This is a genomic window from Limnohabitans sp. (genome assembly GCF_017848645.1).
Lineage (GTDB): Bacteria > Pseudomonadota > Gammaproteobacteria > Burkholderiales > Burkholderiaceae_C > Limnohabitans_A.
In genome coordinates, this window is the sequence record NZ_JAFEIF010000019.1 from 26,245 (window position 1) to 40,706 (window position 14,462).

12 protein-coding genes are annotated in these 14,462 nt (G+C 62.7%); 4 read left to right on the forward strand and 8 right to left on the reverse strand.

Going from position 1 to position 14,462, the window contains the following annotated elements; genetic code table 11:
- Positions 1-5: 5 nt before the first annotated feature.
- The 4 genes from QZ190_RS05060 to mutS form a co-directional block, all read right to left on the reverse strand.
- On the reverse strand, positions 6-872 hold the full coding sequence (locus QZ190_RS05060) for a CoA transferase (protein ID WP_291914234.1): 867 nt from the start codon (positions 870-872) through the stop codon (positions 6-8).
- 109 nt (positions 873-981) lie between these two features.
- Positions 982-1,785 carry an alpha/beta hydrolase gene (locus QZ190_RS05065; protein WP_291914237.1) on the reverse strand — a complete coding sequence of 268 codons (804 nt, stop codon included), beginning with the start codon at positions 1,783-1,785 and terminating at the stop codon, positions 982-984.
- Positions 1,785-2,612, reverse strand: coding sequence for a proteasome-type protease (locus tag QZ190_RS05070; RefSeq protein WP_291914240.1), 828 nt, complete (start codon positions 2,610-2,612; stop codon positions 1,785-1,787). Before QZ190_RS05070 ends, QZ190_RS05065 begins: the two co-directional genes overlap by 1 nt.
- An 11-nt stretch (positions 2,613-2,623) precedes the next feature.
- On the reverse strand, positions 2,624-5,284 hold the full coding sequence (mutS, locus tag QZ190_RS05075; RefSeq protein WP_291914242.1) for a DNA mismatch repair protein MutS: 2,661 nt from the start codon (positions 5,282-5,284) through the stop codon (positions 2,624-2,626).
- Positions 5,285-5,558: 274 nt separating this feature from the next.
- Here mutS and QZ190_RS05080 point away from each other — a divergent pair, with 274 nt between their 5' ends.
- Positions 5,559-6,884, forward strand: a complete 1,326-nt coding sequence (locus QZ190_RS05080; protein ID WP_291914244.1) for a hemolysin family protein — start codon at positions 5,559-5,561, stop codon at positions 6,882-6,884.
- Positions 6,885-6,969: 85 nt separating this feature from the next.
- Here QZ190_RS05080 and QZ190_RS05085 read toward each other — a convergent pair whose 3' ends face one another.
- The 3 genes from QZ190_RS05085 to QZ190_RS05095 all read right to left on the reverse strand — a co-directional run bounded on the left by QZ190_RS05085 (position 6,970) and on the right by QZ190_RS05095 (position 8,579).
- Positions 6,970-7,932 carry an inositol monophosphatase family protein gene (locus tag QZ190_RS05085; protein ID WP_291914249.1) on the reverse strand — a complete coding sequence of 321 codons (963 nt, stop codon included), beginning with the start codon at positions 7,930-7,932 and terminating at the stop codon, positions 6,970-6,972.
- A gap of 92 nt (positions 7,933-8,024) precedes the next feature.
- Positions 8,025-8,336, reverse strand: a complete 312-nt coding sequence (locus QZ190_RS05090) for a hypothetical protein (RefSeq protein WP_291914251.1) — start codon at positions 8,334-8,336, stop codon at positions 8,025-8,027.
- Between the two features lie 12 nt (positions 8,337-8,348).
- The gene (locus QZ190_RS05095) at positions 8,349-8,579 is read right to left on the reverse strand and encodes an addiction module protein (RefSeq protein ID WP_291914253.1); all 231 of its coding nucleotides are present in this window, start codon (positions 8,577-8,579) and stop codon (positions 8,349-8,351) included.
- Between the two features lie 98 nt (positions 8,580-8,677).
- Here QZ190_RS05095 and QZ190_RS05100 point away from each other — a divergent pair, with 98 nt between their 5' ends.
- Both QZ190_RS05100 and cysE read left to right on the forward strand, forming a co-directional pair.
- Positions 8,678-9,409 (forward strand): RNA methyltransferase, encoded by a 732-nt coding sequence (locus QZ190_RS05100; RefSeq protein ID WP_291914254.1) that lies wholly within the window; start codon positions 8,678-8,680, stop codon positions 9,407-9,409.
- Positions 9,410-9,420: 11 nt separating this feature from the next.
- The gene (cysE, locus tag QZ190_RS05105) at positions 9,421-10,188 is read left to right on the forward strand and encodes a serine O-acetyltransferase (protein ID WP_291914256.1); all 768 of its coding nucleotides are present in this window, start codon (positions 9,421-9,423) and stop codon (positions 10,186-10,188) included.
- An 83-nt stretch (positions 10,189-10,271) separates the two neighbouring features.
- On the opposite strand, the gene dnaG is transcribed toward cysE, so the two are convergent.
- Positions 10,272-12,371: a DNA primase gene (gene dnaG / locus QZ190_RS05110; RefSeq protein WP_291914258.1), complete on the reverse strand. Its 2,100-nt coding sequence runs from the start codon at positions 12,369-12,371 to the stop codon at positions 10,272-10,274.
- Between the two features lie 128 nt (positions 12,372-12,499).
- On the opposite strand from dnaG, the gene QZ190_RS05115 reads away from it, so the two are divergent.
- Positions 12,500-14,158, forward strand: coding sequence for an acyl-CoA synthetase (locus QZ190_RS05115; protein ID WP_291914261.1), 1,659 nt, complete (start codon positions 12,500-12,502; stop codon positions 14,156-14,158).
- Positions 14,159-14,462: the final 304 nt, after the last annotated feature.

The window sequence follows — 14,462 nt, forward strand, 5'->3', positions numbered from 1 at the left end:
GCGGCTTATTTGAGCGTCATCAGCGGGATGTCTTTGGCCGTGGCCAGTTTGTCGAGCTGAGCGCGGGTCTGGCTGGCCAAGAAGGCCTCGATGGCTTGGCGTGTGGCGGGCTTGAACAGGTCTTTGACCGGGTGGGCCAGTGGGACGCCAGCGGCTTCGCACAGGCGCTGCGCAAAGTGCGGCTCCAGGGCCGCCACGGCCACGCGGCCGTTTTTGCAGGCATAGATGCGGTAGCCCGCGTGTGCACCGCCCACCGCACCGTCGGGCGTGGTCATGCGCAGCTGGCGAGGCAGGGCCAGCCAGGCGGCGGCGTCGGACAGGGCCACTTCGTGGCGCGAGCCTTTGCCTGTGGTTTTGAGCGAGAGCACCGCCTTGAGCGTGGCTTCGCTGGCCATGAGCGCGCCGCCCATGTCGGCAAACAAACTCGGTGGCAGGTCCATGCCGTTGACGAGGCCCACCTCGGCTTGGTACGTCAAGTCGTGGCCGGGAATTTCGGCCAACGGGCCGGGTGCACCGACCACTTCGATCAGGCTGAGCGCGGGGTATTGCTTGCGCAGGGTTTTCCAGCTCAGGCCCAGCTTGGTCAGGGCAGAGGGGCGGAACGAGGTCAGCAGCACATCGGTCTTGGGCAACAGTTTGTGCAAGGCGGCTTGTCCGGCCTCGGTTTTGAGGTCGAGGGTGTGGTGTTTCACGCCCTTGTGCATCAGCGCGTAACCGTCGGGGGTGTAGTGCTGCATGGGGTCGCCTGAAGGCGGGTTGATCTTGGTGCAGCTGGCACCCATTTGGGCCAGGCGCATCAGGGCGGCAGGACCGGGCAGGTTGAGTGCGAGGCTGACGACGCGAACGCCGCGAAGGGGTTTGGTGGATGGCATGCGGATGACCTTGGAATTTTTGCTTCAGGATTATGTGCAAAGCGCTGACCGGGCACTGTCACCTGTGCAGTGGGGGCACAAAGACCGAGCCCCCACCACACGATGGGTTTCAAACGCCCAGATTGCGCAAGCTGGCCTCGATCGCTGCTGCGGTAGCGATGGGTTTTTCCATGGGGAAGAGGTGGGAGCCGTCGAGCATCATGATGCGGCCTTTGACGACCTGGTGGGTCAGGTCGGTGCCAGCCTGGCGCATCTCGGCCGAGTGCGTGCCGCCAATGAAGGCGGCGGGGCATTTGAGGGGTTTGCGCTTGAGCAGGCTGTCGAGTTTGTGCGGCAGGCTGTTGTAGATGGCGGTTTCGATGTCGCGGTCAAAGCTGAGCACGCGCTGGCCGCCTTCGTCGTGCGTGCCGAACTCAATGTAGTCCCGCAGCACCTGCGGGTCCCAGCGGGCAAATGATTTTTTGTGCGCAAAGCTCTCGAGTGCGGCCTGAGCGTCGGGCCAGTGGTGGCGGCGTTTTTGGCTGATGCGCCCGGGCGAGAGGGCACCGATCAGGGGGGTGCGTTTGGCCAGGCCCAAGGTGGTGGCCCGCCAGCCGCCCAGCACGGGGGAGTCGATCAGCACCACGCCACGCGCCAGTTCGGGGTGGCGGGCGGCGCACATGAGGCTCAAGATGCCGCCCAGCGAGTGACCGACCAAAAAGGCGGGTTCGCCATCGCCTTGTTTGTCACGGGCAAAGTCCGCCAGTTGTTGCACCAGATGCGGCCAGTTGTTGGTGACGGGGTATTGCGGGTCGTGGCCAAATTTTTCCACCGCGTCGACCGCAAAGCCGCGCTGACGCAGGTTGTCGAACAGCACGCGGTAGGTGCTGGCCGGAAAGCTGTTGCCGTGCGAGAAGATGATGCGGGCGGTCATCAGATCAGTTTCTCTTCAGGCGTCGTGATTTTCTTGAGCAAGGTGTTGCGCTGGGCGGACACCATGAGCGGGATGTCGGTCGCGCCGCCGTTCCACATGGGGTCTTCGATGCTGTCGAACATCTGGCGCAGTTTGTCGCCCCAGCTCGTGCGCAGCATTTTGAAGTAGGGGTTGTGCTCGTCGATGCACATGATGCGGTCGGTCTGCAAGCTGCCCGCCTGATACACCACCATGTCCAGCGGCAGGCCGACCGACAGGTTGGATTTGAGGGTCGAGTCCATCGACACCAAGGCGCATTTGGCCGCCTCGTCCAGCGGGGTGTCGGGGGTGATGACACGGTCGAGCACGGGTTTGCCGTATTTGGATTCGCCGATCTGAAAGTAGGGCGTCTCATCGGTGGCTTCGATGAAGTTGCCGGGTGAATAGACCTGGAACAGGCGCATGCCTTCGCCGCCGATCTGGCCACCAAAAATCATGGACACGTTGAACTCCACACCCGAGGCGCGCAGCGCAGCGGCATCGCGCTCGTACACGCGGCGCACGGCCGCACCCAGCACGCGGGTGGCGTCGAACATGCTTTTGGCGTTCCAGATGGTCAGGGGTTCGTCTTGCCCGGGCTCGACCAGTTTTTCGATTTGCAGCACTTCGCGCACCGATTGTGAAATGCTCAAGTTGCCCGCTGACAACAAGGTCATGAAGCGGTCGCCTGCTTTTTCATAGACGATCATTTTGCGGAAGGTGCTGATCTGGTCGAGCCCCGCATTGGTGCGTGAATCGGACAGGAACACCAGCCCGGCGCGGGTTTTGACGGCAACACAGTAGGTCATGTGGGGGCTCTTTAGTTTTTGGGCAGCAAACGCTGCAGGGCATACAGGGCGTCGAGCGCTTCGCGGGGGCTGAGCGCATCGGGGTTGATTTGCGCCAGGGCGACTTCGATGGGGCTGGGGCCGGTGGCTTCGGATTCGGGCGGTGGGGCGAACAGGTCCACCTGCTGGCGGCTTTCGGTGGCCCCGGCCTCCAAAGCGCTCAGCGCGTGGCGTGCGTGGTTGAGCACAGCCGCTGGCATGCCTGCCAAGCGGGCCACTTGCACGCCATAACTCTTGCTGGCCGGGCCAGGTTGCAGCTCGTGCAAGAAGACGATGGACGCGCCAGACTCGGCCGCGCTCACATGCATGTTGACGGCCGCCGTGTGCGTGGCCGGGAACTCGGTCAGCTCGAAGTAGTGCGTGGCAAACAGCGCAAAGGCTTGCGTTTTGTTGTGCAGGTGCGTGGCGATGCCGCTGGCCAGAGCCAGTCCGTCAAAAGTCGAGGTGCCGCGCCCGATCTCGTCCATCAGCACCAGGCTGTGGGGCGTGGCGCTGTGCAAAATTTGTGCGGCCTCGGTCATCTCCAGCATGAAGGTCGATTGCGCGTTGGCCAGGTCGTCGGCCGCGCCGATGCGGGTGTGGATGGCGTCGATGGGGCCTAGGCGGCAGCGGCTGGCAGGTACATGGCTGCCGATGCTGGCCAAGAGCACGATCAGCGCCACCTGGCGCATGTAGGTCGATTTACCGCCCATGTTGGGGCCGGTGATGATTTGCAGGCGCTGCTTGGTGCCCAGCACCGTGTCGTTGGCGATGAAGCTGGCCCCCGACATTTGGGCCAGGCGCGCTTCGACCACCGGGTGGCGGCCTTGGCGGATTTCGATGCAAGGCTCTTTGGTGAATTCGGGGGCGCACCAATTGAGGGTGAGCGAGCGCTCGGTCAGGGCGCACAACACGTCCAGGCTGGCCATGGCCTGCGCCAGTGCGGTGAGCGCGGGCACAAAGGGCTGCAGCTGGTCGAGCAGTCCTTCATAGAGCCACTTCTCGCGGGCCAAGGCGCGCTCTTGTGCCGACAGGGCCTTGTCTTCAAAAGTCTTGAGCTCGGGCGTGATGAAACGTTCGGCGTTTTTCAGGGTCTGGCGGCGGCGGTAGTCGTCAGGCACCTTGTCGAGTTGCCCCTGCGTGACTTCGATGTAAAAGCCATGCACTTTGTTGAATTGCACGCGCAGGTTGGCAATGCCGGTGCGCTCTTTTTCGCGGGTTTCCAGGTCGAGCAAAAACGCATCGCAGTTGGTCTGGATGCCGCGCAACTCGTCCAGCTCGGCGTCCAGGCCGTCTGCGATCACACCGCCGTCGCGAACCAAGGCGGACGGCTCTTCGAGCAAGGCCATTTGCAGAAGTTCGGCGCAGTTTGTGGGCGGGGTCAGCCAGCGGGCCATACCTGCCAACAAGCTGCCCGGCTCAGGCTGAAGGTCTTGCAGTTGCACCGAGAGTGCAGCCGCACGCGCCAGCGCATGGCGCAGCGCCACCAGTTCGCGCGGGCGCACCTGGCGCAGCGCGGTGCGGGCGGTGATGCGCTCCACGTCGCTCGCGCCTTTGAGCTGTTCGCGCAGGCTGCTCCAGGGACCTGAGCCACTCTCGCCGCGCAATACGGCTTGGGCTTGCAGGCGGTCCCTCGCGGCTTGGCGCTCGCGCGGTGGGCTGAGCAGCCAGCTTTTGAGCAAGCGGCTGCCCATGCCGGTCATGCAGGTGTCGAGCAGGGCAAACAAAGTGGGGGAATCCGATGCGCTCTCGCCGCGCAGGGTTTGGGTCAGCTCCAAGTTGCGGCGGGTGCTGGCGGGCAGGTCAATCAGCGCGTCCGAGCGCTGCACCTGCACCCGCTGCACATGCGGCAGGCTGCGGCCTTGGGTGTGTTCGGCATAAGTGAGCAGCGCCGCAGCGGCGGCGTGTGCGTCGGCCAGCGCATCGGCGTTCCAGGCGGCGAGCGACGCGGCTTGCAATTGCTCGAGCAGCTTGCGCTGGCCCAGGCCTGCGTCGAACTGGAAATCGGGCCGCATGGCAAAGGACCAGCTGCCCCGGCCTGCGGTTTTGAGGCCGCGCAGTTTTTGCTCAAAGGTGGGCGTCATGCCCGCGCTGGCCAGCAGTTCGCTGGGCGCGATGCGGTCCACCCAATCGGCCAGCTCGTCCTGTGCGCATTCGGCCAGGTGCACCACGCCTTGGGTGACGCTCAGCCACGCCAGGCCGCAGCGGTTTTTACCCGCTTGGTGCACGGCCAGCAAGATGGCTTCGCTTTTGTCGGAGAGCAGCTCGGTGTCGGTGAGGGTGCCGGGGGTGACCACGCGCACCACTTTGCGCTCGACCGGGCCTTTGGACGTGGCCACATCGCCCACTTGCTCACAAATGGCGACGGACTCGCCCAGCTTGATGAGCCGGGCCAAATAGGTTTCGACCGAATGGAAAGGCACGCCCGCCATGAGCACGGGTTGCCCGGCCGACTGACCCCGGCGCGTCAAGGTGATGTCGAGCAGGCCTGCGGCTTTTTCGGCGTCGCCAAAGAACAGCTCGTAAAAGTCGCCCATGCGGTAGAACACCAGCGTGTCTGGAAACTCCGCCTTGATGCCCAGGTACTGGGCCATCATGGGCGTGTGGCCAGCGTAGTCAGCAGGACTGGGGGCAGGAGAGGTGTCGTTTGGCATCAAGGGCTGGGCCGACTCGGCAAGTGGTCACCGGGGCAGGGGTGCAATGGTGGGGCAGCGCTGATTTTATTCGGCGCGGAGGGAACGGGTGAGCTTGACGTGATGAACGAAAGTTTGGGGGATATGGAATGCCTGAAAAACCACGTGACTTGATGGCTCTGGGCCTGGTTTTGATTGGATGTGCGGCAAGGCCTGCGAAGGTCTTTGGCTCGCAGAATTGCATTTACTTACAATGTAAGCTTGTCAACTCCCAGGGCTCAGGCGAGCCCGTTGTATGGAAATAGCGATACTTTTTGCCCTCATCTGCCTGAACGGGGTGTTTGCCATGTCCGAGATTGCCTTGGTCACGGCCCGCAAAGCCCGGCTTCAGAAGCTCATTGATGAGGGCGACAGCGGCGCGGCAGCGGCTGTCAAGCTGGGGGAAGACCCCACGCGTTTTTTGTCCACCATTCAGATCGGCATCACCTCCATTGGTGTTTTGAACGGTATCGTGGGTGAGGCCGCTTTGGCTGTCCCCATGGCCATGTGGCTGGTTTCTTTGGGTGTGCCCGATGCCTATGCCAGCTTTGCCGCCACCGGCATTGTGGTGTTGACCATCACCTATTTCTCGATTGTGGTGGGCGAGTTGGTGCCCAAGCGCATCGGCCAGTCTTACCCCGAAACCTTTGCCCGCCTGGTGGCCCGGCCCATCAACTTTTTGGCGCTGGCGACCAAGCCTTTTGTGATTTTGTTGTCCGCCTCCACCCGCGCTTTGCTGCGCCTGATGGGCGTGAAGGAGACCAAGGGCACGCCCGTGACCGAGGAAGAAATCCACGCCATGCTGGTCGAAGGCACCTCGGCGGGCGTGATCGAGTCGCACGAGCACACCATGGTCCGCAACGTGTTTCGCTTGGACGACCGGCAAATTGGCTCGCTCATGGTGCCGCGTGCCGACATCGTGTGCCTGGATGTGGACGATTCATTTGAAGACAACCTGCGCCACATCGAAGAGTCGGACCATGCCCGCTTCCCGGTGGTGCAAGGCGGCATTGAAAACATCCTGGGCGTGATCAACGCCCGCCAGTGGCTCACGCGTGCCCTGAAAGACAAGTCGCAGTCGCTGCGTGAGCAAGCGCTGCAAAGCCCGTTGTATGTGCCCGAGACCATCACCGGCATGGAGTTGCTGGACAACTTCCGGCTGTCCGATGTGCACATGGCCTTTGTGATCGACGAGTACGGTGAGGTGCAGGGCATCATCACACTGCAGGACTTGATCGAGGCGATCACGGGCGAGTTCCAGCCGCGAGACCCCGAAACCTCCTGGGCGGTGCAGCGCGAAGACGGCAGCTGGTTGCTCGACGGCCACATTCCGGTGCCCGAACTCAAGGACCGCCTGGGCCTGGAAGAGGTGCCCGAAGAAGAGCGCGGCCGCTACCACACCCTGAGCGGCATGATCATGCTGCTGACCGGCACCTTGCCCAAGGTGGCCGATGCGGTGCAGTGGGAAGGCTGGAAGCTGGAGATCGTGGACATGGACGGGCGTGCCATCGACAAGGTGCTGGCCATGCGCTTGCCCCCCCCCGAGGGCGATTCAGGCGACGAGTCAACGGCCGGCAACTGATCGGCCTGCAGGCACAAAAAAAGCACCTCGTTTGAGGTGCTTTTTTTTGCGCTGAAGACGAGGGTTGGACGCGTCCGTCGCGTGCTTAAAACGGTGCGTCTTTGCGCTCGTCGCTGGCCGCTTCAGTGCTTTCGCTGGGGGCATCGTCAGCGCCTTCGGCGTCCGGGTTGTGCGTGTCGCCTGTGCGCTCGCGGCTCAGGGCGTCCACGGCGGTGCGCACGTTGGCTTTGTCGCCCGCGCTGGCAAATTTGCTGTACTTGCCCAAGATGGTGACCAGCTGGCCGTAAATGCGGGGGGCGCCTGCCAGGCATTCTTTTTGTTCCAGAAAGTCGGACTCGCCTGTGAAGTTACCGATCAGGCCACCGGCTTCGGTGACCAGCAGCGAGCCTGCAGCCACGTCCCAAGGCGAGAGGCCGGTTTCAAAGAAACCGTCGGTGAAACCTGCGGCCACGTAGGCCAGGTCGAGTGCTGCAGAACCGGGGCGGCGCAGGCCAGCGGTGCGCTGCATCACATCGCCCATCATGCGCAGGTACTGGTTAAAGTTGTCGCCTTTGCGGAAGGGAAAACCTGTGGAGATGATGCATTCCTGCAAGCGGATGCGCTTGCTCACGCGCAGGCGGCGGTCGTTCATGAACGCGCCACGGCCTTTGGTGGCGGTGAACAAATCGTTGCGGGTGGGGTCGTAAATGACGGCTTGCTCGATCTTGCCGCGCACTTGCAGGGCAATGCTCACGCAGTAAACGGGGAAGCCGTGGATGAAGTTGGTCGTGCCGTCCAGGGGGTCGATGATCCAGATATGGTCAGCGAGCGGGTTGCCGAATTCGCGGCCCGACTCTTCGGCCAGGATGCCGTGGTCGGGGTAGGCGGTCAGCAGGGTGTCGATGATGACTTTTTCAGCGGCGTGGTCGACTTCGGTGACGAAGTCATTGACCTGCTTTTGCGAGATGCGAACCGCTTCAACGTCGAGCGCAGCGCGGTTGATGATGGCGCCAGCGGCGCGCGCAGCCTTGATGGCCACGTTGAGCATGGGGTGGAGATTGGACGACATGAATTGTGTGAAGAACGGTGCAACGCACGCACGATCGCGGCGACAAGGGACGCATTTTCTCATGAAAAGCCCAGCAAGCCGTCGCTGGCGCGTCATAAGCTTGGACGTTCACGCAGCCACTCAGGCGAACGGCGGGTGTCCAGCACGGCCAATACAGTGGCTTTTTTGCCTTCGAGCAAATAGTAAATGGCAAAGGGAAAGCGGCTTCCCAAGCTTCGAAACGCGCCGCTGGGTTGAATTTTGATATGAACACCGGCACTGATTTGCAAGGCATCAATGTCAGCGTACAAGCTGTTTAAAAAGTAAGCACCTATGCCAGCTTGCTGGTGTTCGTAAAACCAGTAAGCCGCCAACAAATCGTCTTGTGCCGCTTGCGTGATCTCGATGGACTCGCAGCCATTCATGGCTTGCCTGGCTCAGTGGCTTGGGGTTGGGCGGGTCAGGGTGCGCAAGCGCTCTTTGGCTTGATCCCAAGGCAGGCAGCTTTCCTGGCCTGACTTCAGGCGTTCCAATCGTGCGGCAAGCACCTGTTGGTGCCAGGGGGGCGTCAGGTCTTCGGTGGGGTTTTGAGACAAGGACTGCCACAAAATTTCCATGGCCAGCAAGCTTTCCGCCTTGGGCAAGTCTTTCAGGTGGTCAAATTTCATGGGTTTTCCTGCAAGTCTGTTGGACCGGCTCAGTTTAGCAAAACCAAGCTTGAAGGGCTGCATCGGGCGCAGCGTATGGGAGCGTGGACAATCGGGGCATGCAAACGCGATTCATCTTGATAGAAACCAGCCATGCCGGCAACGTGGGTGCTGCTGCCCGTGCCCTGAAAGTCATGGGTTTTGACGATCTGGTGCTGGTGGCACCGCGCTGGCCCAATGTGCTGCGCAAAGAAGAAACCATCCAGCGCGCCAGCGGGGCCAACGATGTGCTGGCCAAGGCCCGTGTGGTGGGCACGCTCGAAGAGGCTTTGGACGGCGTGACCCATCTGTGTGCCACGGCCATGACCCCGCGCGACTTTGGCCCGCCCACGCGCTCGCCGCGTGAGCATTTTGCCGAGCTGACACGGCCCGGTGCGCCCGAGCAGTGTGTGGCCTTCTTGTTCGGCTCTGAGCGGTTTGGCATGAAAAACGAGGATGTTTACCGCTGCCATGTGGCGCTTTCCATTCCCACCAACCCTCAGTTTGGCTCGCTCAATTTGGGCTCGGCCATTCAGGTGGTGGCTTACGACTGGCGGGTGGCTTTGGGTGGCTTTCCGGTGCAGGGCGCTGTACCGCCGGCTGACAAAGCCGATGCACAGCAGGTGGCGGGCATGCTGGGTCACTGGGAGCAGGCGCTGACCGACATCGGCTTTCTGGACCCGGCCGCGCCGAAAAAGCTGATGCCACGCCTGAACCAGTTGTTCAACCGGGCTGATTTGAGCCCGGAAGAAATCCACATCCTGCGCGGGGTGGCGAAGGCCATGATCCAAAACGCCAGCGCCAAGCGATAGACTCAAAGCCTATGTTTTCTCGCCTTCGCTCCGACATCCAATGCATCCTTGACCGGGACCCCGCAGCACGCACCGCTTGGGAGGTGCTGACCTGTTACCCGGGCCTGCACGCTTTGGTGCTGCACCGCCGGGCGCACTGGTGCTGGAGCCATGGCTTCAAGTGGCTGGGGCGCTTCATTTCGCATGTGTCGCGCTGGCTCACGGGCATCGAGATCCATCCCGGTGCGCAGATTGGCGAGCGGGTGTTTTTTGACCATGGCATGGGCATCGTGATTGGCGAGACAGCCCAAATTGGCGAGGGTTGCACCATCTACCACGGCGTTACTTTGGGCGGCACATCGCTGTACAAAGGGGCCAAGCGCCACCCGACTTTGGGCCGCGATGTGGTGATCGGCGCGGGGGCCAAGGTGCTGGGCGGTTTTGAGGTGGGCGATGGGGCCAAGGTGGGCTCGAACGCGGTGGTGACCAAGCCGGTGCCCGCCGGGGCCACGGCAGTGGGCAACCCGGCGCGCATCATCCAGGCCGAACAAGACGCCAAGCGCGAAGAAGTGGCTTCCAAAATGGGTTTCTCGGCCTATGGCGTGACGCAAAACGACGACCCGCTGAGCCAGGCCTTGCGCGGCCTGATCGACAACGCGGCTGGCCAAGAGCACCAAATTGCCATGATCTGGCAAGCCCTGGAGCAGTTGTGTGCCCAGCAACACATGGCCATGCCCGGTGATGCCGCCAAGCGTGAGACCTTCGAGGCCGACAAATTCAACGAGTTGGTGGGTAAGTAATTCCTGACCTGCTTTGTAGGCGCGGTCTCTGACCGCGATTCCTGGGCTGCGTATTCCCGCGCTCAGACGTCTGCCGACTTGGATCAGCTGGCGGCTTGCAAAGCGGCAGCTGCGGCCATCAGCGCTTTGCGGCGTTCGTGCAGGCTGCGCCAGCGTTGCTGGGCTTCGGGGTCTTGCCCGGTGCTGGCCTGGGTCAGGGCTTCGGTTTCGAGCTGCTTGAGGCGGTCGATCATCAGCATGGTGAGCAAGCGGCGCAGTTCCTGCCGGGCTTCTTGCGGGTCGGGTGGGGTGGCGTCTTCGCTGCCGGCCACGGCGTTGAGTTTGTCTTGCGCCATCCAGCGGGTGGCGTCGTCTGCAAAGGGCTGGCCTTGCATGTGCTCGCGCAAGGTGGACCAGCCCAAAGCCCCTTGTTCATGGAACACAGATTCGAGCCACGCAAACAGCGGGCCATGCGGCGGGGGCAGGGCGCACAGCATGGCGTGGTCTTCGCCTGCCAAGGTTTCCCACAGCGCCATGTTGCCCAGCAGCAGGCGGGCGGCGTGGTCGGCCCGGCTGGCAGGCACTGTGCGCGGGCCGGTGTAGACCGGGGGCTGCTCGCGTTTGTATTTGCCGTTGCCAAACTTGCTGCCCGGTGTCCAGTTGGGGTTTTTGCTTTTCCAGTTGTTGCCGCCTGTAAAGCCGCCACCCGCGTTGTTGTACGCGTTGGCATAAGCCGCAGCGCCGCTCGCCTGGCCGCCGTCGCCGCTCCAAGCGGGTGGCTCGCCGTAGTGCGGCTCAAAGTGCGGGAAATCATCGCCACCTGTTTGAGGGCTGTGGCCAGGCGCAGCAAAGGCGGGCGATGGTGCGGCTGGGCTGGGGCCCCGCGCAAAGCGTTGGTCACTGGCCGCTTGTTGGCCCCACAGTTTTTCCAGGCCTGCCGTTTCCAGCTGGATGAGTTGCGCCAACTCTGACAGCAATTGCTGCTTGAGTGCGCCTTCGGGCAGCAGCTGCCAAAGCGGGCGGGCCTGGCTGGACAGGCGGGCGCGGCCTTCGGCGGTTTGCAGGTCGCAGTCGGCGCTGGCCGCTTCGATCAAAAAGCGCGACAGGGGCATGGCCTGCTTTATTTGCTCGGCAAAAGCCTCTTGGCCAAACTCGCGCACATAGCTGTCGGGGTCGTGCTCGGCAGGCAAAAACAAGAACTTGATGCTGCGCACATCGGTGGCGTAGGGCAGTGCGCCGTCGAGCGCCTTGCGGGCAGCGCGGCGGCCTGCGCCGTCGCCGTCAAAGCTGAAGACCACCGAGTCGGTGAAGCGGAACAGCTTTTGCACATGGTCGGGTGTGCAAGCCGTGCCCAGCGTGGCCACGGCGTTGGCAAAGCCGAGTTGCGCCAGTGCCACCACGTCCATGTAGCCTTCGGTCACGAGCACGTAGCCCGCACTGTGCAGGGCTTCGCGCGCTTCATACAGGCCATACAGCTCGCGGCCTTTGTGGAAGACCGGGGTTTCGGGCGAGTTCAAATATTTTGGGGTGCCTGCGCCGATCACCCGCCCGCCAAAGCCGATGCACTCGCCTTTGATGTTGCGGATCGGGAACATGATGCGGTCCCGAAAACGGTCGTAGCGTTTGTCGTCTTCCTCGTTGACGATCACCAAACCTGACTCGGCCAACAGCGGGTCGTCGTATTTGGGGAAGATGCTGGCCAGACTGCGCCAGCCCTCGGGCGCGTAGCCCAGACCAAAGCGCTTGGCGATTTGCCCGGACAGGCCCCGGCCCTTGAGGTAGTCGATGGCGTGCGGGGTAATCTTGAGCTGGTCTCGGTAGGCCTCGCCTGCTTTTTCCAGCACATCGCTCAGGCTGTCTTGTTTGGCCTTGGCAGCGGCGGCGCGGGCGCGGTCTTCGGGCGACTGCTGTTCTTCGGGCACCACCATGCCGGTTTGTTGGGCCAGGTCCTTCACCGCTTCGATGAAGGTCATGCCCGCGTGCTCCATCAGGAAGCCGATGGCATTGCCGTTTTTGCCGCAGCCAAAGCAGTGGAAAAACTGCTTGGTGGGGCTGACGCTGAAGCTGGGCGATTTTTCGCCATGGAAAGGGCACAGGCCCATGAAGTTGGCCCCGCCTTTCTTGAGCTGCACGTACTTGCCCACGATGTCGACCACGTCGACGCGGGACAGCAACTCCTGGATGAAAGACTGGGGGATGGCCATAAGAGGGCTATTTTCGCCGATAAGGGCGGTTCATCCCGTGCAGGTTTCGGGGCAAACCAGCATGGATTTCAGCGCTGGGTCAGGCAAACTGTTCAACATCCAACCGTTAGCCGAAACAGGACCCGTTCATGACCGATACCAAAGTCAGCATCTTTGACCAAGACCTGCCCCAAACCCCCGCCAACCACGCGCCGATTTCGCCCTTGAGCTTCATCGAGCGCACGGCCGAGGTCTACCCCCAGCGCCTGGCCATCGTGCATGGCGATTTGCGCCAGGACTGGGCCACCACTTACCGCCGCACCCGCCAGCTGGCCAGTGCGCTGGCGCAGGCGGGCATTGGCAAGAACGACACGGTGGCCGTGATGCTGCCCAACACGCCGCCCATGGTGGAGGCGCACTTCGGCATCCCCATGGCCGGGGCGGTGCTCAACGCCCTGAACACCCGGCTGGACCCCGAGACGGTGGCCTTCATGCTCGACCATGGCGAGGCGAAGGCGGTGATCGTGGACCCGGAGTTTGCTGGCGTGATGAAAAAAGCCCTGGCGCTGCGCCAGTCCACACGGCCCGTGCTGGTGATCGATGTGGAAGACGCGCTGTACACGGGCCCGACTGAAAAACTGGGCTCGGTGACTTACGAAGACTTTGTGGCCAGCGGCGATGCCGACTTTGCCTGGAGCCTGCCCGGCAATGAGTGGGACGCGATTGCACTGAACTACACCAGCGGCACCACGGGCAACCCCAAGGGGGTGGTCTACCACCACCGGGGCGCGGCGACGAACGCGATCTCGAACATTCTGGAATGGGACATGCCCAAGCACGCGGCGTATTTATGGACGCTGCCCATGTTCCATTGCAACGGCTGGTGTTTCCCGTGGACGGTGGCGGCGCGTGCGGGCGTGAACGTGTGCCTGCGCAAGGTGGACGCGCAGGCCATGTTTGATGCCATGCGCGACCATGGTGTCACCCATTACTGCGGTGCGCCCATCGTGCACGGCCTGCTGGTCAACGCCCCGGCCGCGATGAAGGCGGGGGTGCCCGCAGGCATCAAGGCGATGGTGGCGGGTGCGGCACCCCCGGCCTCGATGATCGAGGGCATGGAGCAGATGGGCTTTGACTTGACCCATGTGTACGGCCTGACCGAGGTCTATGGCCCGGCCACCGTCTGCCCCAAGCACCCCGAGTGGGACGCGCTGGACATTGGTGACCGCGCACGGCTGAATGCCCGCCAAGGCGTGCGTTACCACCTGCAGCGCGATGTGCGGGTGCTCAACCCCGAAACCATGCAGCCCGTGCCACAAGATGGCGAGACCATGGGCGAGATCATGTTCAAGGGCAACATCACCATGAAGGGTTACCTCAAGAACCCCAAGGCCACACAAGAGGCCTTTGCGGGCGGTTGGTTCCACAGCGGCGACTTGGCGGTGCAGTACCCCGACGGCTATTTCAAGATCAAGGACCGCAGCAAAGACATCATCATTTCGGGTGGTGAGAACATTTCATCGATCGAGGTGGAAGACGTGTTGTACCGCCACCCCGCTGTGCTGGCCGCCGCCGTGGTGGCCAAGCCCGATGCGCGCTGGGGCGAGACGCCTTGCGCCTTTGTGGAGCTGAAGGCCGACGCCCAGGTCACGGCCGAGCAGATCGTGGCGCATTGCAAGCAGCATTTGGCGGGCTTCAAGGTGCCGCGAGCCGTGGTGTTTGGCGAGTTGCCCAAAACCAGCACGGGCAAGATCCAGAAGTTTGAATTGCGCAAGCAGGCGGGGTCGGCAGCGGCGATTGACGTGTGAGTCAAGCTTGAGCCAGGCTCCGAGTGGTCCTGTTGTTTCTGTGCGGCTCCAATGACAAAGGCCACCTTGCGGTGGCCTTGGATTGGGGTCTGACGTGGGTCAGGCCCGCTGAAAGTGCGGGGCTTTTGTCAGCTCAGGCCTTGCTTTTCTTTTTGGACTTTTTGCTTTTCTTGGCGGTCTTCTTGGCTGCTTTTTTCTTGGCAGGTGCTTCGGCTTTGGGGGTGGCAGCTGGGGCAGGTGTGGGGGTTACAGCCGGGTTGGCGGTCACGGCAGGGGCTGCAACAGGCGCGGGGGCCGGGGCAGG